This window comes from Blautia sp. JLR.GB0024 (assembly GCF_037000545.1).
Classification (GTDB): Bacteria; Bacillota; Clostridia; order Lachnospirales; family Lachnospiraceae; genus Blautia; species Blautia celeris.
In genome coordinates this window covers 212,500-235,228 of the sequence record NZ_JBANBF010000001.1, presented here as the reverse complement: position 1 = coordinate 235,228, position 22,729 = coordinate 212,500, and the positions used below count along the sequence as shown (strand labels likewise).

27 protein-coding genes are annotated in these 22,729 nt (G+C 44.6%); 6 read left to right on the top strand and 21 right to left on the bottom strand.

Annotation, left to right across the window (positions count from 1 at the left end):
• Positions 1-73: 73 nt before the first annotated feature.
• The 4 genes from V8Q34_RS01030 (at position 74) to V8Q34_RS01015 (ending at position 2,842) form a co-directional block, all read left to right on the top strand.
• Entirely contained in the window at positions 74-931 is an 858-nt protein-coding gene (locus V8Q34_RS01030) for an AraC family transcriptional regulator (protein ID WP_335834601.1), read from the top strand.
• A 27-nt stretch (positions 932-958) separates the two neighbouring features.
• Positions 959-1,954, top strand: coding sequence for an SPL family radical SAM protein (locus V8Q34_RS01025; RefSeq protein ID WP_335834600.1), 996 nt, complete (start codon positions 959-961; stop codon positions 1,952-1,954).
• A gap of 230 nt (positions 1,955-2,184) precedes the next feature.
• Positions 2,185-2,418, top strand: a complete 234-nt coding sequence (locus V8Q34_RS01020) for a hypothetical protein (protein ID WP_054351066.1) — start codon at positions 2,185-2,187, stop codon at positions 2,416-2,418.
• A gap of 130 nt (positions 2,419-2,548) precedes the next feature.
• On the top strand, positions 2,549-2,842 hold the full coding sequence (locus tag V8Q34_RS01015) for a DUF6442 family protein (protein ID WP_054351065.1): 294 nt from the start codon (positions 2,549-2,551) through the stop codon (positions 2,840-2,842).
• Positions 2,843-2,970: 128 nt separating this feature from the next.
• Here the strand turns inward: V8Q34_RS01015 and V8Q34_RS01010 are convergent, their stop codons facing one another.
• From V8Q34_RS01010 to bcp, 8 genes are all read right to left on the bottom strand, one after another.
• On the bottom strand, positions 2,971-3,876 hold the full coding sequence (locus V8Q34_RS01010; RefSeq protein ID WP_148391630.1) for a hypothetical protein: 906 nt from the start codon (positions 3,874-3,876) through the stop codon (positions 2,971-2,973).
• 208 nt (positions 3,877-4,084) lie between these two features.
• Positions 4,085-4,747, bottom strand: a complete 663-nt coding sequence (locus V8Q34_RS01005; RefSeq protein ID WP_103731979.1) for a GPP34 family phosphoprotein — start codon at positions 4,745-4,747, stop codon at positions 4,085-4,087.
• A 237-nt stretch (positions 4,748-4,984) separates the two neighbouring features.
• Positions 4,985-5,236 carry a hypothetical protein gene (locus V8Q34_RS01000; protein ID WP_103731978.1) on the bottom strand — a complete coding sequence of 84 codons (252 nt, stop codon included), beginning with the start codon at positions 5,234-5,236 and terminating at the stop codon, positions 4,985-4,987.
• A 142-nt stretch (positions 5,237-5,378) separates the two neighbouring features.
• Positions 5,379-6,239 (bottom strand): hypothetical protein, encoded by an 861-nt coding sequence (locus V8Q34_RS00995; protein ID WP_335834598.1) that lies wholly within the window; start codon positions 6,237-6,239, stop codon positions 5,379-5,381.
• Entirely contained in the window at positions 6,236-7,009 is a 774-nt protein-coding gene (locus V8Q34_RS00990) for a hypothetical protein (protein ID WP_335834597.1), read from the bottom strand. The genes V8Q34_RS00995 and V8Q34_RS00990 overlap by 4 nt, the downstream gene beginning before the upstream one ends.
• Positions 7,010-7,022: 13 nt before the next feature.
• Entirely contained in the window at positions 7,023-7,364 is a 342-nt protein-coding gene (locus tag V8Q34_RS00985; RefSeq protein ID WP_033140556.1) for a hypothetical protein, read from the bottom strand.
• Complete coding sequence (locus V8Q34_RS00980; protein WP_227243515.1) at positions 7,345-8,412, bottom strand: hypothetical protein; 1,068 nt, start codon at positions 8,410-8,412, stop codon at positions 7,345-7,347. Before V8Q34_RS00980 ends, V8Q34_RS00985 begins: the two co-directional genes overlap by 20 nt.
• An 8-nt stretch (positions 8,413-8,420) precedes the next feature.
• Positions 8,421-8,873, bottom strand: coding sequence for a thioredoxin-dependent thiol peroxidase (gene bcp / locus V8Q34_RS00975; RefSeq protein WP_227243516.1), 453 nt, complete (start codon positions 8,871-8,873; stop codon positions 8,421-8,423).
• 361 nt (positions 8,874-9,234) lie between these two features.
• Here bcp and V8Q34_RS00970 point away from each other — a divergent pair, with 361 nt between their 5' ends.
• Positions 9,235-9,447 (top strand): cold-shock protein, encoded by a 213-nt coding sequence (locus tag V8Q34_RS00970; RefSeq protein ID WP_018594431.1) that lies wholly within the window; start codon positions 9,235-9,237, stop codon positions 9,445-9,447.
• A gap of 61 nt (positions 9,448-9,508) precedes the next feature.
• Here the strand turns inward: V8Q34_RS00970 and V8Q34_RS00965 are convergent, their stop codons facing one another.
• The 12 genes from V8Q34_RS00965 to V8Q34_RS00910 all read right to left on the bottom strand — a co-directional run bounded on the left by V8Q34_RS00965 (position 9,509) and on the right by V8Q34_RS00910 (position 20,402).
• On the bottom strand, positions 9,509-9,967 hold the full coding sequence (locus V8Q34_RS00965) for a DUF6773 family protein (RefSeq protein ID WP_054353771.1): 459 nt from the start codon (positions 9,965-9,967) through the stop codon (positions 9,509-9,511).
• The gene (locus tag V8Q34_RS00960; RefSeq protein WP_033140560.1) at positions 9,964-10,167 is read right to left on the bottom strand and encodes a helix-turn-helix transcriptional regulator; all 204 of its coding nucleotides are present in this window, start codon (positions 10,165-10,167) and stop codon (positions 9,964-9,966) included. Before V8Q34_RS00960 ends, V8Q34_RS00965 begins: the two co-directional genes overlap by 4 nt.
• 109 nt (positions 10,168-10,276) lie before the next feature.
• Positions 10,277-12,685 carry a transglutaminase-like domain-containing protein gene (locus V8Q34_RS00955; protein ID WP_335834595.1) on the bottom strand — a complete coding sequence of 803 codons (2,409 nt, stop codon included), beginning with the start codon at positions 12,683-12,685 and terminating at the stop codon, positions 10,277-10,279.
• Complete coding sequence (locus V8Q34_RS00950) at positions 12,645-13,742, bottom strand: DUF58 domain-containing protein (RefSeq protein ID WP_335834594.1); 1,098 nt, start codon at positions 13,740-13,742, stop codon at positions 12,645-12,647. Before V8Q34_RS00950 ends, V8Q34_RS00955 begins: the two co-directional genes overlap by 41 nt.
• A gap of 3 nt (positions 13,743-13,745) precedes the next feature.
• On the bottom strand, positions 13,746-14,693 hold the full coding sequence (locus V8Q34_RS00945) for an AAA family ATPase (protein ID WP_335834593.1): 948 nt from the start codon (positions 14,691-14,693) through the stop codon (positions 13,746-13,748).
• A 14-nt stretch (positions 14,694-14,707) separates the two neighbouring features.
• Positions 14,708-15,334 (bottom strand): flavodoxin, encoded by a 627-nt coding sequence (locus tag V8Q34_RS00940; protein ID WP_335834592.1) that lies wholly within the window; start codon positions 15,332-15,334, stop codon positions 14,708-14,710.
• 84 nt (positions 15,335-15,418) lie between these two features.
• Positions 15,419-16,438, bottom strand: coding sequence for an aromatic acid exporter family protein (locus V8Q34_RS00935; protein WP_033140566.1), 1,020 nt, complete (start codon positions 16,436-16,438; stop codon positions 15,419-15,421).
• A 173-nt stretch (positions 16,439-16,611) separates the two neighbouring features.
• A complete protein-coding gene (locus V8Q34_RS00930) occupies positions 16,612-17,043 on the bottom strand; it encodes a DUF2383 domain-containing protein (protein ID WP_227212059.1) in 432 nt (143 codons plus the stop codon).
• A 100-nt stretch (positions 17,044-17,143) separates the two neighbouring features.
• Positions 17,144-17,833 (bottom strand): diphthine--ammonia ligase, encoded by a 690-nt coding sequence (locus tag V8Q34_RS00925; RefSeq protein WP_227212058.1) that lies wholly within the window; start codon positions 17,831-17,833, stop codon positions 17,144-17,146.
• Between the two features lie 111 nt (positions 17,834-17,944).
• Positions 17,945-18,454: a GNAT family N-acetyltransferase gene (locus V8Q34_RS00920; protein WP_103733132.1), complete on the bottom strand. Its 510-nt coding sequence runs from the start codon at positions 18,452-18,454 to the stop codon at positions 17,945-17,947.
• A 66-nt stretch (positions 18,455-18,520) separates the two neighbouring features.
• Positions 18,521-19,057 carry a GNAT family N-acetyltransferase gene (locus V8Q34_RS00915; RefSeq protein WP_335834590.1) on the bottom strand — a complete coding sequence of 179 codons (537 nt, stop codon included), beginning with the start codon at positions 19,055-19,057 and terminating at the stop codon, positions 18,521-18,523.
• Positions 19,058-19,424: 367 nt separating this feature from the next.
• Positions 19,425-20,402, bottom strand: coding sequence for a hypothetical protein (locus V8Q34_RS00910; protein WP_335834589.1), 978 nt, complete (start codon positions 20,400-20,402; stop codon positions 19,425-19,427).
• Positions 20,403-20,941: 539 nt separating this feature from the next.
• On the opposite strand from V8Q34_RS00910, the gene V8Q34_RS00905 reads away from it, so the two are divergent.
• A complete protein-coding gene (locus V8Q34_RS00905; protein ID WP_033143769.1) occupies positions 20,942-21,901 on the top strand; it encodes an NYN domain-containing protein in 960 nt (319 codons plus the stop codon).
• Positions 21,902-22,036: 135 nt separating this feature from the next.
• On the opposite strand, the gene V8Q34_RS00900 is transcribed toward V8Q34_RS00905, so the two are convergent.
• Positions 22,037-22,714 carry an L-2-amino-thiazoline-4-carboxylic acid hydrolase gene (locus tag V8Q34_RS00900; RefSeq protein WP_335834588.1) on the bottom strand — a complete coding sequence of 226 codons (678 nt, stop codon included), beginning with the start codon at positions 22,712-22,714 and terminating at the stop codon, positions 22,037-22,039.
• Positions 22,715-22,729 lie beyond the last annotated feature (15 nt).

Below are 22,729 nucleotides of genomic sequence, written 5' to 3'. Positions count from 1 at the left end.
AGGTTCTCTGTCAGTATTGATAAATTCAATTACACTCCATGACAAGACCACATGACCGGAAGGAGAAAAGCCCATGTCATACTATTATGAGAAAATCAGTGAAAACAACGGTCTGCCTGCAAAATTCATGCTCTCCCAGTGTACAGATCTGACCATTCCGGCCCACTGGCATGATTATCTGGAAGTTCTGTATATGATGGAGGGAGAACTGACCGCAGTGGTACAGGCGGGTTCCTATCTGCTCACCCCGGGCAATCTGATGATCATCAACAGCAAAGAACTCCATATGACCCGGGCCAATGGCTCCGTCTGTTATATTCTGCTGCAGATTTCCGCTGAGCATCTGCATAATTTTCTGCCTTCCGGCACCGAACTGCATTTTCAGACTATGATCGCTCCTGCGGATAACGGGGAGGTCTTTTCCGGCCTCAGACAGAGCCTGGAGCATATGCTGGATGCCTATACCCGTCAGGGAAATGGTTATCAGTTCTTTTTTGCTGCCAAACTCTATGAATTTCTGTACCATCTGTATAGGAACTTCTGCACGCTCTCCCCTTCCGCACCGGAAACGGGGACCAACCGGGACCTGGAACGTGTCACACAGGTCATGGACTGGGTACGGAACCATTTTCAAAAACCGCTGACACTGGACGATGCAGCCGCAAGTCTGGCAGTGAGCCGGGAATACTTTTGCCGTCTTTTTAAACGGTATACGGGACAGACCTTTCTGGAATACCTGAACTCTGTCCGCACCATGCATTTATATGAAGATTTAAAAAATACGGACGACAGCATCACTGTACTCATGGAAAAAAACGGCATCCGTAACTACAAAGTTTTTATGCGCACCTTTAAAAAATTGTACGGTGATACACCGCAGAAGATACGAAGCGAGATCAGGGAATATTTTTCACCGGAACTGCCATCCTAAGTTTATACTAACTTGGAGGTCCGCATTATGTTTCCAGACAAAATCTACTATGAAGAAGCAGCCATGGGCTATGAACTGGGAAAATACCTGAAGCAGAAATATCAGGACAAAACCTGGATTCCCATTGACAGCCACAATAAAATAGATGAACTGCGCACGCGCCCAAACTCTGATTTCCGGGAACTGAAGCAGTATCTCATTATCGGCATCCGCAAAACACACCGGCATGTACCCAATGCCAAAGTCTCTGATTTTCTGGTACCTTACACCTCATCCGGCTGCATTGCCGCCTGTCTGTACTGTTATCTGGTCTGCAACTATAACAAATGCTCTTATCTGCGTCTCTTCGTAAACCGGGAAGAAATGCTTGATAAAATCATGAAAACAGCAAACCGCGCTTCAGAAGATCTGACCTTTGAAATCGGCAGCAACAGCGATCTGGTCCTGGAAAATACCATCACACACAATCTGGAATGGACCATAGAACGCTTTGCCGAAAATGAAAAAGGCCGCCTGACCTTTCCGACCAAATTTGCAAATGTAGCGCCTCTTCTCTCCCTGCATCACAGTGGCAGGGTCATATTCCGCATGAGCGTAAATCCGGAAAAAATCATCCGGCAGATTGAACTCGGCACCTCCCCTTTAAACAAACGCATCGAAGCCCTGAACCAGATGTGTGAAGCAGGATACCCCTGCGGAATCCTCATTGCCCCTGTTATTTTCCTGTCCGGATGGCAGGATATGTACAGCGGATTGATCACGGTCCTATCGGAAAAGCTTTCGGAAAAGATCAAGAAAACAGCATTTATAGAAATCATTTTCATGAGCTACAGCTTTGTCCACCGCAAGATCAATGAGGAGGCATTCCCGGATGCCCCTGACCTTTACGACAAAGATAAAATGCAGGTCAGAGGCCGCGGCAAATACGGCTACAATCAACCGTCCAGACAGGAGGGCGAACTGTTTTTCCGCAAAGAGCTTGCCAGAAAACTGCCGAATATGGAAATATTATATTTCAGCTAAGTGTTTCCGACTTATCCCCACATATCCATATGTCGGAAAAAGAAGCCGCGAATCTTCCGGGATACGTGGCTTCTGTCAGGATACATACTTTCCTATCGGTTGGATGTTTATTACTGCATATCATCCGGCATACAAAATTTCCGCCAGTATTTTTACCATGAGGGCTGGCTATTTTTCTTTCTCTTTGTTACAATACTATCTGAAGATAACCGGAAAGGAAGGAAATACATATGCGTCTGGAAAAAATACAAACTCTTCTGAAAGAGAAATCCCTGGAATTCCAATATAATGAAGTGGACGGCTGCGGCAGCCTGGACTTTGACTACAGAGGTGTCCCTTATCATATCTGGGAGTACCAGGAAGACGGCTGGGGCGTGGAGACGAATGTAAAACACGGCGGATACAATGAAGATATCACCGGTGACTATGAAGAGGAAATCTTTCAGGTCATGAAAGACTGGTAAGCAGAAAATGGGCTCTTGGGAGTCCGTTTTTTGTATTTCAGACAAACCTGTCTCCTCTCCCATGTTTGCCTGTCAAACAGATAACGCTTAGTACCATTACAAAAGATTCAGGAAAAGGAGAACGACAGAAATGAAAACAAAGATACAGCGCCCTGTAAAGAATGAATGCGATAAACAGATTGAAACCCGTTCAAGAAGCCATGCGCTTGATTTTGTAGCAGCCGCTGCACAGATTTTGACGATTATGTGTATTGTAAAGGGTAATCCTGCGTGGAAGGGAAGTCTTTCTCTCCTATTCTTCGGAGGCGCTGCCGCACTTGTATATAAGTATGATGAACACAAAGAAAAAACATATTTCATCATTGGAATCGTACTGGGTATCATTGGAACAGCCCTGCTTATTTGGTTTGGAATTACCGGATAAAAAGGCTGTCTTCTGCATACCCTCAGCCGGGACTGCAACATTTGTCCCCAATTCCGGAAGGACGGGCTTTCGGTCTCCCTTCCGGAATTAGGGGGATACAGAATTGACCACTTCTGTTGATATATAAATCATAGGCTGTTGGCTTGACCATCCATACAATTTACGTAATATGTTCTCCCATCCTCCATTTCATAGTACCAGACAGGTGTATAAGATTCCTCACCGATTTCTGCAAATATTAATTCTACATTACTAACCACTTTTGCATCTTCGCTATTTTCATCTAATCCTAATTCCTTATTTTCTTTCGTTATTACGTCTGCTATTAATTCTTCCGATCGTTTAAAATCAACTTTTTGAGCTGCTCCGTAATCGTGTGGTGAATCTATTTTTTCGTATTCATTCCATGTTATATTACCATAGATAACACCATAATCATCCAACATTACACTAATACCCTCATACTGTATTTTTATACCATCATATTCGTTTGGGTATTCTATCCTATATCCGATAACAGATTCCTCAACCTCATCTCCCAATTCTGTTTTAAGCATCTCTGCTACAACAGGCTCTTTCTTTTCCAGAAGTTCTGCATCAAACTCATTAAATGCTGTATGGATCCACGCATTTGCCTTCGCAATAGCCTGCTCCTTATCCATACTGACCGTTTCATCTCCAATCTCTCCATATGATATACTGGTCATCCCTCCGCTTTCAGTAAAAATTCTACCTCCGACTTCTTCATTAACTTCATATTGTTTGACGGTTTTCTTCAAAGCATATTCCGGAATATTTAATTCTGTCAGTGCTTCCACATCTGTTTTAAAAATTAATTGCCGGTCTGACAATTCCAAGTCTTCCAGCTTCGTGGTTTCTTTTTTGACTTCTTTTTCTTTTTTAACTTCTTTTTCTTTTGTCAGCTTCTCAGGGGATTCTGAATTCGCAGAGCATCCCATTAATACCCCGCCAATAATAACGGCCAAAGCTGAATTTAACACAACCTTCTTTTTTCTCACTTTTTTACTTTTCAAGATATTCCTCCCATACATTTGTAATATAATAATAGCACAAACGTCATAAACCTTCCACTTTACTTTTCTATATGTTCCAATTCCAATTTTCTGTCAGTCTTACGTCGAAAGCCTATTATCACTGGAGTTTATCTATCTAAGTGTTAATTTACGTCCCTCCTTAACAATAAATCAAATGTCAGCAAACCAGAATACAAGATTGCATAACCTAAAAGACAACAAAAAATATAACAACCACTATAAAAACAAGAAACATCAAATCCCCCGCATAATTTAACATATCATCTAATTGTTTATATTGAGGATTTTTCTTCATTTCTTTCCGTTTAGATTTTAATTCATAGAATTCCTCATTTGTAAAATATCGATACAGATTCTTTGTTTCCATCAATAAATAAATGAGCGCCATATCATGAGGAGAATTTTCCTCCTTAGCTGCCGCTGATTTTAAGATACTGATCATTTCCTCCTTATGGTTTTTTTCCGGAATATATATGGTTTTATGGCCGAATAAACCACCTTTCCCTTTCGTCGCCATTTCATCATGGAGCAAAGACTCCCCCAGCTCTGCTGTTAGTTTCTTCATACTGCTGCCAATTGACAGCATATAATAATTCATTAACTGATTCATCGTGCGTGATTTCTGCTTCAAATATGTATAGAGAGATTCTATATGACTGAGTTCATTCGGAATGTCTTTGATTACTGTGATTTTTTTATTTTCCATTGTAATTACGCCGTTAAGTTTTAAGTCCATAATACCCGCCGCCACGATTCCGGCGATAGATTCGTCTTGATGCATTACCGGCATATATCCATTTTCATTTGTGGCTAAAATATAATATTCCTGTGCGATTGATTTTCTGTTCATGTGTGTTACCTCCAAATTTTTTAGTGTTTGCTAAACAAGGCTGCGGTATTTTTTCATTTATTCCATGCACTAACTTTAGCATATTGCATACCTCTGCTGAGTGCATAATTCCTAAACGGTATACATCTCTTCCTGAACGGTATGCTTTTGTATGTGTATAACAAAAAGAGACTGCCGTTTTTTATGACAGTCTCCTTAATTGGATTTTATATAAAGCTTATGGTTATGAGAAGCTTTTCAATTTCGATTTTTCTTTCTGTAAAAAAACACACATAAGTACACACCAATTATCATTATTACTGCACAATATATGTAAATTCCCATGTAATTTGTCAAATACATAGTATCGCTATAGCTTTGAGTTTCTGATAATTGACTTGCCATTTTCCCAATGACCGGAATCGTTTTATCAAAAAGCGCAGTAATAAAAAGACATATACATCCTATTTCAAACAGAATAAAAGACAATGCAAATCCGATTTTATCCATATATTTTCTCCTCGCAAAGTATCTATGATTATTTCGCTGGAAATGTCCTTGTATTTACAAAATAATACATTTATCACATTGTAACTAACAGTGACAATTATATCGAATGATTCCTTCGACCTTGAGTTTTCATAATCCGCCGTCACTTCTTTTTCCCGAAAAACTTCTTGATGATAATCCCTGTAACCGCCGCTGTCAGGACAACCAGCAAAGCCGCTGTCCATATATTTTCTGTACCGGTCCCGGCCGCATTTTCATTTTCTGCAGTTTGTTTATCTGCCTTTTCATTTCTTATATTCTTATCCGTACCGTTATCTGCCTCTGCAGAAATCCCCGGAACACCGTCAATTTTCTCAGGCGCTTCCTTCACCTCCTCATTAATTTCCCTGACCGGCAGATTGGGATTTTGGGGCTCATCAACGCACACCCAGAAATCCCTGTTTCCCATATAATACCCTACATTTCCCCACTGATGCCCTTCCTCATCCGTAAATGTAGAGCCGTAATCAAACGTATCCTCCATAACTTCTATCTTATATTTTGTCTCAGACCCGGGATATGTCCATCCATATATGACATCTCCTTTTGTCACATTTGGTATAATGCCTTCATCCGGTGTGATCTTATCCTTATACTCTTCATAAAATGACTGGCTGTTATACACAGGATACATATAGTCCATGGGCACCCAGCCGCTGTTCTCCTGACCATCTTCTATAAATCCCCATTTCACATGATTCCTGTCTGTATAGACAAACGAAATATAGTATTTCTCCCTGTTTTTAACAGTCATCACTTTTTCTGCGGATTCCGGACTTTCATAGACATCCGTTTCCCCATCATAACCGTTGACAATGTATGAACGGTTCACATATTCACATGCATCTGCGTGTTTTTCATAAAAACTGTCTTCGGGCTCAAAAATCAGATCTGCATGTACTGCTGCAGTCTGAAAAACAATGCACAGTAATACCAACAAAAATATATGTAATCTTTTTTTCATACCTTTCCTCTTTTCCCATATATTCCCCAAATAAGACACCCGGTCACAATCACAAGCACTGCAGCAAGTCCGGCCGCAAACCAGACAAAAACCGTAACATCTCCATAGACACGGTCAATGGATTCCGGTGGTTCCGGCATCTCATCGTCAACCTCCCGGACAGGAAGATTCAGATTAGACGGGTCATCCACGCAAATCCAAAATGAATGCCATCCCATATAATAGTAATTTACATACGCCCATTTAAGCCCCTCCTCATCTATAAAAACGCGGTCGTAACTAAGAGGATGTCCTTCTGTTTTCACATTATAAGGATCACCTGAACCGGGATACGCCCAATAATACATCTTCTCATTGCTGTCAACCGCAACAATACCTTCCTCTTTTTTGATCTGTGATTTATATTCCTCCAGAAAAGAATCTCTTCCATAATGAGAAAACATATAAACCATGGGAACCCATCCCTCTGTGTCCTCTACATCCTCAACCAATCCCCACTCGTTCCCCTTAATGTCTGTATAAACGTATGAAATATAGTATTCTTCGTTGTTTTTCATAACTGCTTTCACTTTATCAGACAGAGGACTTTTATAAAGTTCTGTTTTTCCTTCATAGCCATTGACTATAAAAAAATGGTTCACGTATTCACATTCATTTGCATGATGCTTGTAAAAAATATCCTGCGGTTCAAATATAACATCTGCAGAAACCTCCATAACCTGAATACCAAAACAGATCAACAGCAAAAACAGCCCCACTCCCTTTTTCATACATACCCCTCCGTTAGCCGATCATAAGCCCCAGAAGAAAGGAACATCCGTTAGCCGCCAGTGAAAACCATACAGGATGTCTCCCCTCCAGCAGATATGCCTTATAAATCTTTCCTTCCGTTACGACTACTGCTGTCTCTGCCACAAGATAAAACAGAAACTTCCCCCCATCTGGCATATACATTCTCCAAACCCAGGCAAGAAACACAGCCGCCGGATTGGTCAGTATGTTCACCAGGCAGACCAGCAGAAAATCTTTTCCACGCCTTATCCCATAAATCCACGCAGCAGCTTCCTCTATCATAAGGGTAAGTCCCAGCGAAACACCAAACATTTTAATCAGATACAGAACCATCCGCCGCTCCTTTCCGCCTTATCACCCCCATAAGCATCACAAGGGAAAACAAACTTCCCAGGCTTCCGGTCAGCCGGTAATCCATGGGCAGTACATTCTGGAAATAGACAGGCAAAAAGCCCAAAAACAAAGCAAACGTCAGCACACCAAATGCCAGTCCCGGCTGTTCCCGCATCTCCTTCCACATAAGAAATAACGTCAGCGGCATGGTCATATTAAAAAATAAAAGCGCCAGTATACCGGCTCCCCAAAAACTTCCCAATCCATACATCAAAGCTGCAAAAACAAGAGAAACCGTCACTGCCCTGTATATTCCAATCCGGTCAGACAGAAATCCTCCCGCCGCTTTTCCTCCCGCCACAGCCGCGGTACACACAACGCCTAGGAAAACAGTATTCTTCCAAGGAAAAGCAACTGCCATCCCCACATAGGACCTCAGTACCACCACCAGGAAACAACAGACAACCACCATTCCGCCTTTTGATGCAGACCTGTTCTCTCCAAATCTGCCAAAACAGCTTCCAAAACCTTCTCCTCGTCCCAGCCACAGGAGCATCCCCCCAAAACACAGCAGTGCCAACGCTCCCGCTAAAGCGATCCATCCTCTGACAGCAGACTGACTCCACATATTTCCTAAAAATAACCCCAGTGCTCCGGGTGCCACAAAAACACCCAGTCGTGTACACACACTGCGCTCCTCTTCACTGGACCAGATCGTGCCTGCGCCGCCTCCCACGTGGAACAGCGCATTTCCGATTCCCAGAACTATCACATGGGTAAATCCGCCGGCCAGCGTAAGCACAGCTCCCAAAACTGCAATCCCCGCAGAGCATCTGTACTTTTCAACCGCACTCTTCCCTCTGCATATCCCGTCCAGCACAACCCCCAGCGGCATCTGCAGCGCAAACGCACAGAAATTATACAAAAATATATACCAGTACCAGGTATCCCTCCCCTGAAACACCCCGTACATGGCAAAGGCGCAGGCTGCGTCCACGAGAAAATGCATACACGAAAACACCCCTAAAACAGCCCTTTCCCTTCTCATGATCCCTCTCAGATTTCTCCCAGCATCTGCGCCGGGTTATCCGCTGCCTTAACCTTACCGAATGCCTTTTCTATCACTCCGTTTTCATCGATCAGGTACGTAGTCCGCACCACCCCCATGACCTTTTTCCCATACATATTTTTTTCTTTCCAGACATCATATGCCCGGATCACCTTCAGCTCCGTATCCGAGAGCAAAGTAAAAGGCAGGTGATATTTCTCCGCAAATTTCTTATGGGAAGCCACCGTATCCTTACTAACTCCAAGCACCACTGCACCTTTTTCCATAAACTGCGGATATAGCTCTCCAAAGTTACAGGCCTGCTTCGTACACCCGGCCGTATTATCCTTACTGTAAAAATACAGCACCACTTTCTTTCCCCTGAAATCACTCAGAGCTGTTTCTTCCCCATCCTGATTTAACAAACAAAATTCCGGTGCCTTACTGCCAATTTCCAGCATATTTCTTCCTCCGTTTCTCATTTTATATTTTCATTTCTTATTTTTCCGCCGTTTACCTGAAAAATCCATCTGCTATCATTATAACTTCATTCCCTGTCTAACGCAACACACTGCGCCTTCCTGCATATCCTTTTAAATATGTGTCCGTTTAAGTCTCTTCTGTTGCATACTGCATCCGGTGTTTTTCTTATTTTTCACATCTCAAAAGTTTTTCTTGACATTCTCCATTCTCCATGATATGATACAAAAAGTGATTAATTTGAATTTAGAGCCGACCAGACAATGATTCCATTTAATTCATTGTTGTGTTGGCTTTTTTCTATTTTATTACGACCAAATATTATATATGGAGGTACTGATTATGAATAACGGTACAGTGAAATGGTTTAACGCTCAGAAGGGATACGGATTTATTACTGATTCCAATACAGGAGAGGATGTATTCGTACATTTTTCCGCTATTGTTTCCAATGGTTTCAAAAGCCTTGACGAAGGACAGAGAGTAACATTCGATACAGAGCAGGATCCGAAAGACAGCAGAAAACTGAAAGCAGTTAATGTTTGTGCAGCATAATTCCTGATTGCATAAAAGAGGCCGCGCATTCCCATGCGCAGCCTCTTTTTTATCCTTTTTACTATTCGTCATACTTCTCTTCCATTTTCTTCTGCCGTCTTTCGGCACTCTTTGCCAGAATTGTCAGCACTGCCATCCCCAGAACAAAGAACAGAACCATACAGCCTGCACCCCATATACCAAGCACCTGCAAAGACGTTCTTCCCGCTGTCTTCAGATACATTGTCACTATAAACAACAGTGCAAAAAACACACCGCAGCTAAGACTGATGATAAGATTTTCCATCACTCTCGGCGTATGCCTGTTCAGATTCCCGTCTTTTACTGTCAGCCCCAAATAGATGCCTCCACCGGCCAGAATCGCTATAGTCTCTCCCAGTACCTGACGCACATCGCCCTGCGCCAGGATCATCTGCGCAATAATCACCGCAGCAAGCACAAAAAAGGTACCTTCAAACGCTTTCCTTCCATTCCGGTCTGCATCCTGCTGTTGTCTTTCATCATAAAATTTTTTGTTCATAGGTCATCCTCCTCCCAGAACAACTGATCCAATGTCTTGTCCAGTGCTCTGCATATAGCAATACACAGTTTCAACGACGGATTGAAATCGCCGGCCTCGATCATACCAATGGTCTGCCTGGTAACGCCCGTCATCTTTGCCAGCTGAATCTGTGAGAGATTCTTTTCCATTCTGGCAATTTTTAACTTCATGTTCTTCACGGCACACCTCCTTTGATACTTTCATTATATTCCTTTCCCAAAGATATGTCAACTATATTTAACATATGACACATTTACACGACATCATCCATTTGTTCTGCGGATTCCTTTATCTATAAACCTTTCCATACCGGAAATAAATTTTTTTATACCACGGCAGTCCTCCATAGACGTAGGAACACGCTTTCTTATAAACACGGCGTGCCTCTCTTCCCTGCATTCCGGAAAGCGCCTCATTTCCAAAGCTTTCCTGCAGGGCAGCCCGCTGTATCTGCCCGGCTTCCATTTTTGTAATGGCGGGAACCATACCAGACAGTCTTTCCGGAAAATCCGCTCCCATGGGATCACAGTCCTTTATCTCTCCTGTCATTCCAAGAACCTCCAGCATTCTTACCATGATCTGACCGGCTCCGTATTTTTCCTGTCTGCGCAGAATGATATACCGCCGCAGAGAAATCATAAGCCATACAAAAATAATCCCTGCCGCAACGGCAAATACAGGTACCATCCTGATAAAAAAGATGCGAATACGCTCCGGCACATTATGTTTACGGTTCTCATTTGTACTGCCTCCCGGCTGCTCCTTCTGTCCGTCATCCCCATCTTTCTTACGGTTTTCTGTCTCGTCGGCAGATTCTTCCTTCCCCGGTTCCTCCCCATATTCTGCCTGATCCGGAACATCCTGGTTTCCCTGATTTGACTCGTCCTCCCTGCCAGTCCCATTTTCCGCCCCGGAAGCTCCGGCTGCTGCCTCTGTATCCGGCATATAGTCTCCGTTTTCCCCATCCATCCCAGCAGACTGTGTCCCGGCTGCAGGAGTTGTCTCCACAGGAAGCCACCCTTCACCGTCAAAATAGATCTCCGCCCAGGCATGCGCCTGCTCATCTGTGAGAACCGCCTTATATCTGCCGTCCTCCTGCTCCTCAAACAAATCCGGTGTCACCCGGAATCCAACGGCATAACGGGATGGAATCCCATAAATTCTGTACATAAGCGCCGCCGCGGTTGCAAAATGCTGACAGTATCCTTTTCCCTGTTCACATATAAAATATTCCGCCGGGTCTCTTCCGATAGGTGCCACACCCGGATTCAGAGAATACGCTGCCTTTGACTGCAGCCAGGCCCGGATAAATCCGGTGACCTCCTCTGTCCCGGATTTATCATTGGACCTGCAGATATTCACAAACTGCGGTACCTCCTCCCAGGGAACCACGAGACAGGACTGTTCCACGAAAGTTTTGTAGGCGCGCTCCTCCTCCTCAAACCGAAGTCTGGTGTCTGCGTCTGCCATGGCAAGCACGGTTTTAAAATCCTGTTCTGTATACATGGTTCCCCTGTGTACCTTATCGTCTCCATACTCTTCTCCGTAAATATAAGGTACCGATACTGTCCTGTTCTCCGGCGCCAGAGACCGCAGCTCCACGTTCTTTTCTCCGGGCACATTCACATCACCGTCTGTCCCTCCAAGACCGGAAAGAATGTAGCGGATCATATAAAACTGCCTGTTTTCAAAATATGTTCTGGCATCTGCTCCCTCCCTGGCCGCGTACTGCCCGTCCAGCCCCTCATAAAACGCGTTCTGGTCCGCTGCCTTCCAGGCACCGTTTTCATAAATATCCCCCACAAAGCTTTTAAGATACAGATCCTCTTCCGGTTTTTCCCGGAGGATCACTTCCATCTGTTCCCTGCCGCTTGGATAAAGACCGCCCCTGTTCACCTGGCCTTTGACGGATTCCGGGAGCCACAGGCCTGCTGCCATCCGCCAGGCTCTGTCACCTGCCTTCAGGGGGACCTGGTACAGGTTTTCCATATGTTTTGACAGCCCTTTGCCTGCAATGCCCATAGCCAGAAGAAGAAGGACAACGAGTACCGGAACTGCCCTTCCCGCATTTTTATAGATGCTTCGTCTGGGCTGCCCTGACTTCCGGCCCGTTTTCCCCGCAACGGCTGCCATCCGGTTTCCCAGATGAAAAACAGCCAGAAGGCAGAGTGTCCATATATCTAAATCCACCTGCTCCATCATTGCGGCAAACACAAGTGGGAAGGTAATAAAATAAAAAATCCATCCCTGCCTGGCCAGATTCGCTGTCAGGTAAACAAAAAGTGTCCCCAGAATCATACAGATACACAGAAGTCCGGTCACTTTGATGACAGGAATCGCCTTCATATTCCACATTCCGGCTGCATACAGCATTTTCATATTCGTAAGATACATGCCCTGCTTTGCCAGAAACATGCCTCCGGCCGCTGCGATGCCCACCCCCATTACAAAGACAGGCTTCCATTTCACGATATCCTGCAGAAACCAGCATCCCACACAGGCTGCAGCCAGGATAAGAGCCACCGGCTCCCAACTGTAATTCAGCCTGAAGATCAATGAACACAGCCTTAGATATCCGCAAACACCGCAAAAATAGCAGACGAAAAAAAGCAGGCCGCTGACCGGTCCGCTGGTTCTTCCCGCTGCTTTTCCTTTATCAGCTAAGTAAAAATCTTTCTTTTTTGATTTCTTCCGCATAATCATCCTCTGAAAACTGAATCAGCAGTTTATGATACAAATGCAGTCTGAGGGATGTGTCCATACAAAGAACGATCTCTCCCTCCTCCTGCCTCCGATACATTTCCCTTAAATATACTTCCTCTGTATATCCATTCTCCACAGTCAGCGCATCCCTGCGGATCATTTCACATACATTGTTCATAATATCTTCACAGCACGCTGTGGGATACACCTGTATCTGCCCGGTCATTCTGTCCCAGCATCCCACCTGATGGCTGATTTTTTCCTTCAAAAGGCCTGCGCTCACCGCATAGCAGAGTTCCCAGAACGCATCCATCTGCCCGGGACTTAAGGGCTTCTCCACCCTGGTATCCCAGAATACAAAGACCGGCGCCTGAACCTCTGTGCAATACTGCTTGCTGAGCAGCTCCCCGCTTCTGGCAGTCAGCTTCCAGTGAATATCCCGAAGTCCGTCTCCGGGGCGGTAAGCCTGTATCTGATAGATTTCAGGCGGCTGCACTCCGGGCCTGTTTTTCCCTGCTTCCGCCTCCATGCCAAAAGGCAGGCTACCCATGAAAAACTGCATCTCATACCCCTTCGGAAATACCACCGCTTTACAGGAAGCCTGTGTCTTTCTCTGTCCGAAGAAAAGGCACAGCGGCTCCCATACTTTCGCTTTTTCTGTGCAGATTTCCAATACTCCACAGTGCTTTGGAGAAATTTCCGCCTCTATCCTTGCAGTCCCCCTTCCCGGAACATATCCCTGTATCTTTTTCACTTCAGCTTTGGATGTTCCCCGGTTCCATATTTTAAGACGGACCTCAAACCGCATGACAGGCACCCAGGAGCGGTTAGCTGCAGTCAGAGCCACTGTCAGAGTGCTGCCCTTAGACACCTTATTTCTCTCCGGCTCCACACTGATCTCAAGCCTGCGGGCCAAATATTTGGATAAAATCCCCAGAATTGTCAGAAACACAAGAAAAGCTGAGATAAAAATCATCACCGAAGAAGAACGGTAAAGACCTGCCAGATAAAAAAACAAAACAAGTACCAATGTTATCAGGAATTTCCTCATCTGTCATCTCCCCTTAAAAAACGGCCTCTCCTCACGTTCCAGTATCTCAGCCAGCACGCTTTCTTTTTCCACACCATCCATACGCGCCCTGGTGCTCAGCCTGACTCTGTGGCCGGTCACAGGAATAAACTGGGCGGACACATCCGCAGGGGAAACAAAATCATTTCCCGCGATCCAGGCAGTGACTTTTGCCATGCGAACAAGAGAAATCGTCCCCCTCGGGCTGGCACCGGCTTCAAAATGAGGATTCCGCCTGGTCGCGGTAATGAGTTTCACGATATAGTGGTAGACAGAATCATGGACAAATACCTGCTCCACTTCCTGTCTGATATTCTGGAGCACCTGGGCATTCAGCATGGATCTCAGATGGTCTGTCCTTCTCTCAATCCCCGTTCCCTTTGCCATCTCCACCTCACTGGCAAAATCAGGATACCCCATGCTGGTGCATATCATAAACCGGTCCATCTGCGCCGGCGGCAGCATCTGTGTGCCGGCAGTTCCGGCAGGATTCTGAGTGGCTATAACAAAAAATGGAGCGGGCACCTTTCTGGTCACTCCCTCCACGGTCACCTGCTCCTCCTCCATGACTTCCAAAAGGGCAGACTGCGTCTTCGGCGATGTGCGGTTGATCTCATCTGCAAGGAGCAGATTACAGAACACAGCGCCCGGCTGATAGACGAATCTCTGCAGGTCCTTTCTGTATATGGAAAACCCCGTCAGATCCGACGGCAGCACATCCGGCGTAAACTGTACACGTTTCCAGTCCAATCCCAGAAGCCTGGACAGCGCCAGCGCTAAAGTCGTCTTCCCCGATCCCGGCAGGTCCTCCAAAAGGACGTGGCCTCCCGCCAGCATCGCTGCCAGAACCTCTGCCGTTAACGTCTCTTTTCCCAATATTACCTGATTGATCTGTGCGAGCACCTCCCACACAGCTTCTCTGTTTGATTTCATAAGATGATATCCCCCTATTCCTGTATTTCTTCTTCCCTGTCCTGATTCTCCCCGTACAGGCCCAGCTTTTCCAGCCATTCTGCCACCTGCTCCCCTGCCTGGTCAGCTCTTGAGCCATAGACTGCCAGTCCATCTGCGGTCTCCGCATCCGGACATAATTTTTCTATATCCGTTACACTGCTGCCAAGCCCGCTGCCTCCGTGGGTACAGAAGGGCGCAATGATTTTTCCTTCAAAATCATATTCCTCCAGAAATGTATTTACGGCCATGGGCATACTTCCCCACCAGATTGGGAAACCGAGCAGCACCACGTCGTACTCTTCCATATTTTCCATATGGGTGGTGAGTGCCGGACGGGCATTCTGTTCCATCTCCCGGGCTGTCTCTTCCAGACATGTATCATAGTCTTCCGCATAGGATTTTTCCGTTTCTATCCGGAACAGATCACCACCCGTGTACCGGGCAGCATTTTCTGCCAATTTTCTTGTGTTTCCGCCGTATGAGAAAAAGGCAACCAGAACCTTTCCGGTATCCCCTTCTGCCTGCTGCCTTGCTGTATCTTCTGCTTTTTCCTTACCGCAGGAGGACAGGGACAGGGAAGCGATCAGGAAACATATGGTCACAGGTATGATTTTTTTCATATTTGTCCATCCTTTCTGCGTATATTTATGCATATCCCTATTCTATCATAAATGGTGGACCTAACTCCAGCGCAAGACCCCAATTCATTCCTTTTTTTCCGTTTCCCAGTAAATCCGTTTCTGCTTTTCACTGAGGGATTCGATAAATCGTTTTTTGTAGAGGAGAAATTCCTCTAAATCCATCATAATATGATATAAGACTGCCCTTCCCTCAAACTCCTCTCTCGTCACGGGAAGAGGTGCCCTGTGAAAAGCATCCTCCACCTGGCGGAGCCGTTCTATCTGCTTTTTCGGTATATTTTTCTCCTCCACATAATTCTTCATGTAGGTAATATACTCTGCGATGGTCTCCGCCTGGCTTGGCATGGTGCGAATCTTCTGTATTTCCAAGTGAAGACTCTGCAGCATACTGCACTGCCGGGTCCGCATTTCAATGTAGTGGTTGTAATATTCCGTGTGCGGAAGAAACGTATTTCTGTCGTACTCATAGGCCCGTTCCATGGAATGGGACAGATGTTCTTCCAGATGGGCGATCTCCTCCCATACATCCGCCTCATTTTCTCTCTGCATAAGGTAGTCTGCCAGCATCTTAAGGATATCCTGCAGTCTGGCCTCCACATACCGCATATCCAGCATAATCTGCTTTCTTCTGCTCTGGTTGCGCTGGAACAGGTTCAGCAGGACAGCAACCGTAATGCCGATAAAGACAAGACAGAATTCATTCCAGATAGTAGCTGCCCCGAAATCATGGGTGGTCCAGAAATGTGTCCCTATGACTGCATTGACAGACATGGTATTCTGCCACCCCACAAAAAGACTGATCCCCACCAGTAAAAATACAAACACACCATATGTGGTCCATTCCCGGCTCATATGGCTGAAGATCATCCAGGCCAGAAGCACGGTGGCAAAGAAAGAGACAAGCCGCACCCCAGACAGCCTGAGTGTGTCCCATCTCGTATTGATCAAAGTCAGCAGGGCAATGATCCCTGCGGAACTGGCAAATTCCAGGTGAAACTGCTCTGCCGCAAGTATGGCAATACAGCTTCCTATGGCTGTTTTCAGAGCCACTGCCAAATATTTTCCGGCTTTCATTTTCAGCATACAAAAACCTCCAAACTCCTGTTTTCATAAATATCACAGCTTTCAGCCAACTGAATCCCTACGGGTATTGGCCCGTTAAAAATCGCTTTGCGATGAAGCGAATACCTGCTGCATGGAAATACGATACAAAAAAGGGCCCCTCACGGATTTCTCCGTCCGGCAGCCCCAATCCTTTAAAGAAAAGGTTTTAAATCTCTCATAAAATTCTCTTCTGATTTGACAAGTCGCTTTGCCAGTGCCACGCTGTCTGTGGACGCATGGCTGTATTGGTTGACAGCCTTGCTGATGCTCTGGATTCCCATGTTGCTGCCATCCGTTAAAATCTTTGCTATTTGTCCGCTGTCATCCTTTATCATAAGCTTCATCTCCGTCGTAACCCAGGAAAATGCGGCAGCCACAGGACCCGGCTCTTTTTCCTCCTCGCCTGATTGTTCCAGCAGCCTGGAGGTTTCTTTCTCCAAATCCTGATGTTTGCGGATATATTCATTTACCAGATCCTTCAGCTTCTCATCTTTGATATAATCGCTGATCTGCTTCATACTGTTGATTCCCATCTTGCATCCTGAGTTACATTCCTCTAAAAGCTTCTTGGTATGTGTCTCCACGTTTCATGCCCTTCTTTCTTTTTTCCTTTTAGTATGGGCATTTGCGGATTTTTTATGCGGGTCTGCCGGCGGTTATACCTACAGGGCACTGGATGACCGGTCACTTTAATTCAAGATACCAGTACCTATTTTGTTTAGAGATATCATCATCCTTCGGATAATCCCTGTAATACTTTCGGCCTATTTCAAAGTCAACAGGTTTACTGAATATTGGTCCGTCAAATACAAAAGAATGATACTCCCCGTTTTCACCACAGATATCTGCATTGGGCGGCAGATCATGTATAAAACTTTCATCAATGATCCTCCCGACAAAAGTTTCATCTAACACCGAGCCGTCAACACATGTGACAATGCTTTTAAATCCCTGCTTTATAAATTCATAAAGCAGTTCTCTCGTGTCCATTCCCCATAGCGGAAACTCTGCCCGAATACCTTGTAATCTGCAGTTATCCTCTCTGCGCTTTCTCAATTCCTCCAAATACAGGTCGCCAAACAGAGCTGCTGCAATATTTTGATCTTTGAATCGCTCCATCTGCCTGTTCATAGCAGATCGAAATTCTTCCTCCGGAGCTGCCAAATCATACTCCAATACCGACAACGGGATCCCAATGGCATCCGCCTGCCTTCTCAGTAAATCAATGCTTATCTCATGCATTGCTATTTTGGATTCTTCCTTTTTGATGATGGTAAACAATGACCGAATATCATATTTTCCATATTTCTCTGCATAATACAGAGCCATTGCTGAATCTTTTCCACTGCTCCAATTAAAATATGCGTTTATCATATGCACCTCTGCAGGCTGAAATTCAGATGAATATACAGCCTTTATCCTGTAAAATCTTTATAATCTAATCCAAGTATTTCACTCGACAGATTGAAATCTGCTGTCTACAAATTATGTCCGGCGAATAAACTCTAACTCCAGACAATTCCAATCCTCGTCAAGAATATGATAAATCTCAGGTTTTAAAAGAAATACATCCTGAAATCCAGCCGCTTTGTAACAATAATAAGCCGGTTCATTATTCTCAAATACTCCAAGTGTTACCTTTTCTGCTTTTAAAATATCAAAGGCGTACTGCAAGGCTGCTTTCAGCATTTCTTTTCCGTATCCTTTTCCCCTTTTACTGTCATCTACAATTACAAATCCGAAGCGAAGTTCTTTTTTATCGCCATCCGTATACCGCATAATCAAATGTCCTGTTATACCTGTCTCATCAAAAGCAGTCATCTCAAAAAAGGAATCGGAAAATGCATATTGCTCATAATAATCATTCAAATCTTCTGCGGTAATAGGGTATGTTTTTAATCTGTCTGCACACCACTTCCTAAAAGCCACTTCATCTTTTATCCATTTAACAATATACTCTGCATCACATTTTTTATATGGTCTTAATCCCAACATATTCCTTCACCTCACTTAATGGATCATTCAAATCATATTACTATCATTCAAACAGGCTCCAGTTTCCTATAGCTTTCTAAAATCATATTCCAATTGCATATCCCGCGCATCGTTTTGGAATAATTCCTCATTTATTTCCATAGCTTCTTTACACCCAATAGCATAATAAAAAGCTATTGTTTCTTCTGATGAACCGGCACATATATAAAACTTTTCTGCCCCATTTCCTTTAGACTTATCAGCCGCCATAAAAAATAACCTTTTCCCGATACCCTTATTTCGAAAATTCTTTGATATATAAAGTTGATCAAGCAGGACATATTTATATTTTTCACCGAAAACAAGACTGTTTGCACTACAATATCCCACAAGACGCATATCATGGAATGCCCCCAGCACCACCCCTCCGGAATTGACCGTTTCTATTAATTTACTTAAGTGAGCATCAAACCCATTGGGAAGGTCCGGTTCGTAATAGTCTATTTTTACAAGCTGTCTTTTACCATCAACTTCGCGCCATGCCTGGCCAATATATTGAGAAGCATCTATTTCTCTTATTTTTAAACATTCCGATATATCTAATCTGCGATATTTTATATTCATAGCTGCCTCTCACCCCCATTATTAAATACAGAAACCCTGATTCCTTTCGACAGACTGGAAATTAAGGGCCTGTTTACAGCATCCCGCCAAGATGGCCTTTGCTGAAGCCAAGTACATCTCTGTAAAACCCAAAAGACTCCTAAAGGTCCTCACGATCATTGTTGAATACTATACTGATATCCTCATACTATAACTCCTGTTTTTTTGCCAAATTCTCATTTGTATCATCATACCATAATCCGGAAGAAAAAGCATTATAGTTTGTCAGTCACTAAATATCCCGGCTATATGCCCAGTTATATGTCTGCAACAGTTCAGACAGGTCTGCACATTTACCGTGATGACCATTCGGCCCATGACGAAGCCTTTATATTCCGAATTCATCAAAAAGCTTCTTCTGATATTCCCGGTCTGTTACAGCTCTCCTGATTTCTTCATAAATCTCCTTTTGACCCGGCTGCCGCAATAATACTTCAATTAACTGATTCACCCGCATTTCTCCCTGTTCAATACCCTGTTCTTCTCTTTCCACCAGCATTTCCTCAATTGCAGTACACATATTCACCTCTCCCTTCTCATTTTCTTTTAAATCTTTCAAAGCAGGAACATTCAGAAACTTTGATACCAGCCAGCCCCTTTTGGCATCCAGATGCATGAACTCCTCCCTTCTGGTCTTCAGAAATTCTTTCATCCCTTCTTTATCCTTCAGAAGCGGAAGCAGTTCAAAGACCTCCCGAAGTCCGGTCCTGAAATGACTGCTCTCCACCGTACCGCTGCATACCAGGTTGACCCGGTAATCCTGGATACACGCTGCCCACGGTTCCAGCTCCGGCGGAATATCCAGCATATCATGAAGACACAGCGGCCCATCCCAGCTCTGTTCCTCCCCATAATAAAATACAATCGTGATCACCGGCAGCAGCCTGTCTTCCCTCTTCATTCCGGATAGATACTCTGCTCCCTTTTCCAGCTTTCCCTCCTCTCTTCTCTCTTTTACCATACGCTCCACCTGCCTTGTATAATCCATTGCATCATAGAGCATACAGCGGACCGGCATGGCATAATGTACATTCCTCTGCCCTTCTGCGGCCAATACAACTGCCAGGCAGCTCTCCCGAAGCCCGGACAGTTTCTGCACGTCCCGGATTCTTCTGAGTATTACCCGCCTTCCGCCTTCCTTTCCTACACGCATAACTTTCTTTTCGTTTTCCTGCTCCAGCATATCCGGCCTGATAATCTGATTTCCCCCAAACAAGGCACCATTAAATAAATCTGCAAAGATTTCGTTATCTGACAGTACCTCATAGATCTCGTCATCCATGGCTGTCAGTACAATTCCTTTCATAGACCTCCTCCCCGGACAAAAAGTAAAAGGCAGACCACCAGACCACAGGATATCTGTATCCTATACCAACAATATAAACCAAAACACAGTTTATATCAACTTTTACTTTGCATCATACTGCAGTTTTTGCCGTTTTTCTCTTTCGTCCGACAATATACAATTTTATACTTTCTGGATTTTTCGGCAGACCTGCCGCAGATTAAATGAAATGCTCTCCAGATAAACCGATTATACCTTCCTCCCTCCGCACTGTCAATCCCGTAAAATTTCACAAATAAAAACACCCGGGCTTCTCCCTGCCCAGCAACACGCTTTCTCGATGCGCAGACAGGGAGCATTTTTCCGTATCATGCTGGCTGCCCGGAGATTTTCTTGCTTTCGGTCTGAAAATATTACGTGGGACAGCAGCGCATGAACCATAATGTATCGTTGCATTCTGTCATTTTACGCGCTTTTTTCCTGTACCAAAATCCGATTTTGTATGGTATACTTTTTGATATGATGTGTGAAAAAACATCGGAATAAGAGGTTAGGGAAATATGGAAGATAAATACGCACTGCTGATTGACGCAGATAACGTCTCAGCCAAATACATCAAGCCAATTCTGGATGAACTCTCCAAATACGGAAATGTAACATACAAGAGAATCTACGGTGACTGGACAAGCACTTATAATTCAAGCTGGAAGGAAGTCCTGCTGGAAAATTCCATCACACCGATTCAGCAGTTCAGCTATACCCACGGAAAAAATGCCACAGACTCCGCCATGATCATTGATGCCATGGACATGCTGTACACCAGCGAATTGGAGGGCTTCTGCCTGGTTTCCAGCGACAGCGATTTTACAAAACTGGCAAGCCGCCTGAGGGAAAGCGGTAAAAATGTCATCGGTATGGGTGAAGACAAGACACCATCCTCTTTTAGAAAAGCCTGTGATATTTTTACGGTACTGGAACTTCTCCTTGAGGATAACGCCATAGAAAAAGAGGAAAAACCCACAATCCACGCAATGGAAAAAGGTGCAAAACAGATCAGTGCGGATGTAGTCTCCAAAACACAGATTGAGGAAGCTGTTGTCAAGATCATAACAGAGAATCAGAACAACGACAAGATAACAGGTCTTGGTGAGGTAGGCAGCCGCCTGGTGAAATTATATCCCGATTTTGATGTGAGACGCTACGGATACAGCCTTCTTTCCAAATTCCTGGAATCCTTTCCCAAATTAAAGCTGCAGCAGGAAGGAACTCAGGTATCAGTCACCCTCTATGAAGACAAGAGCAAAAAAGAGATGCTGGAGGAATACGCGGTCCAGCTTGTTAAAAATGCGGGCCGCCAGGGTGTCCCTCTGGGTACCCTCAGCAATAAGATCCGCAACCGATTCGGAGATTTCAAAGTGCGGGATTACGGTTTCTCCCAGTTCAAACAGTATATACAGAGTTTTCCGGAAATCCATATCCGGGAGGATGGAGAACAGAACTGGGCGGTCTATGATGCTTGAGTGCCATTCTTTTTATAAATATTTATACGGGTATATGGAGTGTAGTGCTCCACATACCCGTATTTTTTTGCAGCCCTATGTTCATATAAAATCACTGCTGTTCTTGTTCTGTAGTTCGGACAGATGTTTTAAGCGTTACCGCTCGATGAGGTTAAAATCTGTTTCCAGATATCCATGCAGAACATCCAGATAGTTCTCTCCATATCTCACCGCAAATTTTTCATCCACATTTTTTATGATCTCTTCCCCATCTGTAAAAACTGTACGCACATATTCCCCAAATGTTTTGTAATAATGACCACAGTGGTAGTCCCAGTCCTTCTTTGCATCTCGGGAGACCGGCACGCTGTTGTCAAGAGCGGCATTTTTAAACACAAGGCGGCAGCACGGTGCATTGTGGAGCACACTTTTCTGTTCAAACAACAGCTCAGGATTAAAGCCTCTGACAATCCCCCTGTCTATCTCTTTACAGTATACAAGGCCGCATTCCGCAAGATCCATCTCCCAAAAGGTATCATGCCATGCGCAGCTGTAAACCCGTGTCTCCGCGTCAGGATACTCCCCGGCCATCTCCGTTTTGCCCGGAATGGTGGCATATATCTCCCCATATGCCATGTATGTATTATAATCCAGAGGCATTTCATCCCGCATAGCCCTGAGAGCCATACGGTGTCCCCGCTGTTCCGCTGTTTTCTGGACAGCTTTTATAAAACATTCCACCCCTGCCGGGCCTTTGGCCGCTTTCATCTCCCTATAAAACGAACCGATCAAAAACGCATGTACTTTCTCATTAAAAACACAGCCTTCCGTCATATGATAAATCCTCCC

Coding starts and splice junctions, on each gene's coding strand:
- V8Q34_RS01015 (WP_054351065.1), top strand. CDS start 2,549: ATGAAAACAAAGATACAGCGCCCTGTAAAGAATGAATGCGATAAACAG.
- V8Q34_RS00915 (WP_335834590.1), bottom strand. CDS start 19,057: ATGAATATAAAATATCGCAGATTAGATATATCGGAATGTTTAAAAATA.
- V8Q34_RS00955 (WP_335834595.1), bottom strand. CDS start 12,685: ATGCGGAAGAAATCAAAAAAGAAAGATTTTTACTTAGCTGATAAAGGA.
- V8Q34_RS00990 (WP_335834597.1), bottom strand. CDS start 7,009: ATGAAAAAGGGAGTGGGGCTGTTTTTGCTGTTGATCTGTTTTGGTATT.
- V8Q34_RS00905 (WP_033143769.1), top strand. CDS start 20,942: ATGGAAGATAAATACGCACTGCTGATTGACGCAGATAACGTCTCAGCC.
- V8Q34_RS00980 (WP_227243515.1), bottom strand. CDS start 8,412: ATGAGAAGGGAAAGGGCTGTTTTAGGGGTGTTTTCGTGTATGCATTTT.
- V8Q34_RS01030 (WP_335834601.1), top strand. CDS start 74: ATGTCATACTATTATGAGAAAATCAGTGAAAACAACGGTCTGCCTGCA.
- V8Q34_RS01005 (WP_103731979.1), bottom strand. CDS start 4,747: ATGAACAGAAAATCAATCGCACAGGAATATTATATTTTAGCCACAAAT.
- V8Q34_RS00910 (WP_335834589.1), bottom strand. CDS start 20,402: ATGAAAGGAATTGTACTGACAGCCATGGATGACGAGATCTATGAGGTA.
- V8Q34_RS00950 (WP_335834594.1), bottom strand. CDS start 13,742: ATGAGGAAATTCCTGATAACATTGGTACTTGTTTTGTTTTTTTATCTG.
- V8Q34_RS00920 (WP_103733132.1), bottom strand. CDS start 18,454: ATGTTGGGATTAAGACCATATAAAAAATGTGATGCAGAGTATATTGTT.
- V8Q34_RS01025 (WP_335834600.1), top strand. CDS start 959: ATGTTTCCAGACAAAATCTACTATGAAGAAGCAGCCATGGGCTATGAA.
- V8Q34_RS00985 (WP_033140556.1), bottom strand. CDS start 7,364: ATGGTTCTGTATCTGATTAAAATGTTTGGTGTTTCGCTGGGACTTACC.
- V8Q34_RS00940 (WP_335834592.1), bottom strand. CDS start 15,334: ATGAAAAAAATCATACCTGTGACCATATGTTTCCTGATCGCTTCCCTG.
- V8Q34_RS00995 (WP_335834598.1), bottom strand. CDS start 6,239: ATGAAAAAAAGATTACATATATTTTTGTTGGTATTACTGTGCATTGTT.
- V8Q34_RS00945 (WP_335834593.1), bottom strand. CDS start 14,693: ATGAAATCAAACAGAGAAGCTGTGTGGGAGGTGCTCGCACAGATCAAT.
- bcp (WP_227243516.1), bottom strand. CDS start 8,873: ATGCTGGAAATTGGCAGTAAGGCACCGGAATTTTGTTTGTTAAATCAG.
- V8Q34_RS00970 (WP_018594431.1), top strand. CDS start 9,235: ATGAATAACGGTACAGTGAAATGGTTTAACGCTCAGAAGGGATACGGA.
- V8Q34_RS01000 (WP_103731978.1), bottom strand. CDS start 5,236: ATGGATAAAATCGGATTTGCATTGTCTTTTATTCTGTTTGAAATAGGA.
- V8Q34_RS01020 (WP_054351066.1), top strand. CDS start 2,185: ATGCGTCTGGAAAAAATACAAACTCTTCTGAAAGAGAAATCCCTGGAA.
- V8Q34_RS00900 (WP_335834588.1), bottom strand. CDS start 22,714: ATGACGGAAGGCTGTGTTTTTAATGAGAAAGTACATGCGTTTTTGATC.
- V8Q34_RS00925 (WP_227212058.1), bottom strand. CDS start 17,833: ATGATAAACGCATATTTTAATTGGAGCAGTGGAAAAGATTCAGCAATG.
- V8Q34_RS00965 (WP_054353771.1), bottom strand. CDS start 9,967: ATGAACAAAAAATTTTATGATGAAAGACAACAGCAGGATGCAGACCGG.
- V8Q34_RS00935 (WP_033140566.1), bottom strand. CDS start 16,438: ATGCTGAAAATGAAAGCCGGAAAATATTTGGCAGTGGCTCTGAAAACA.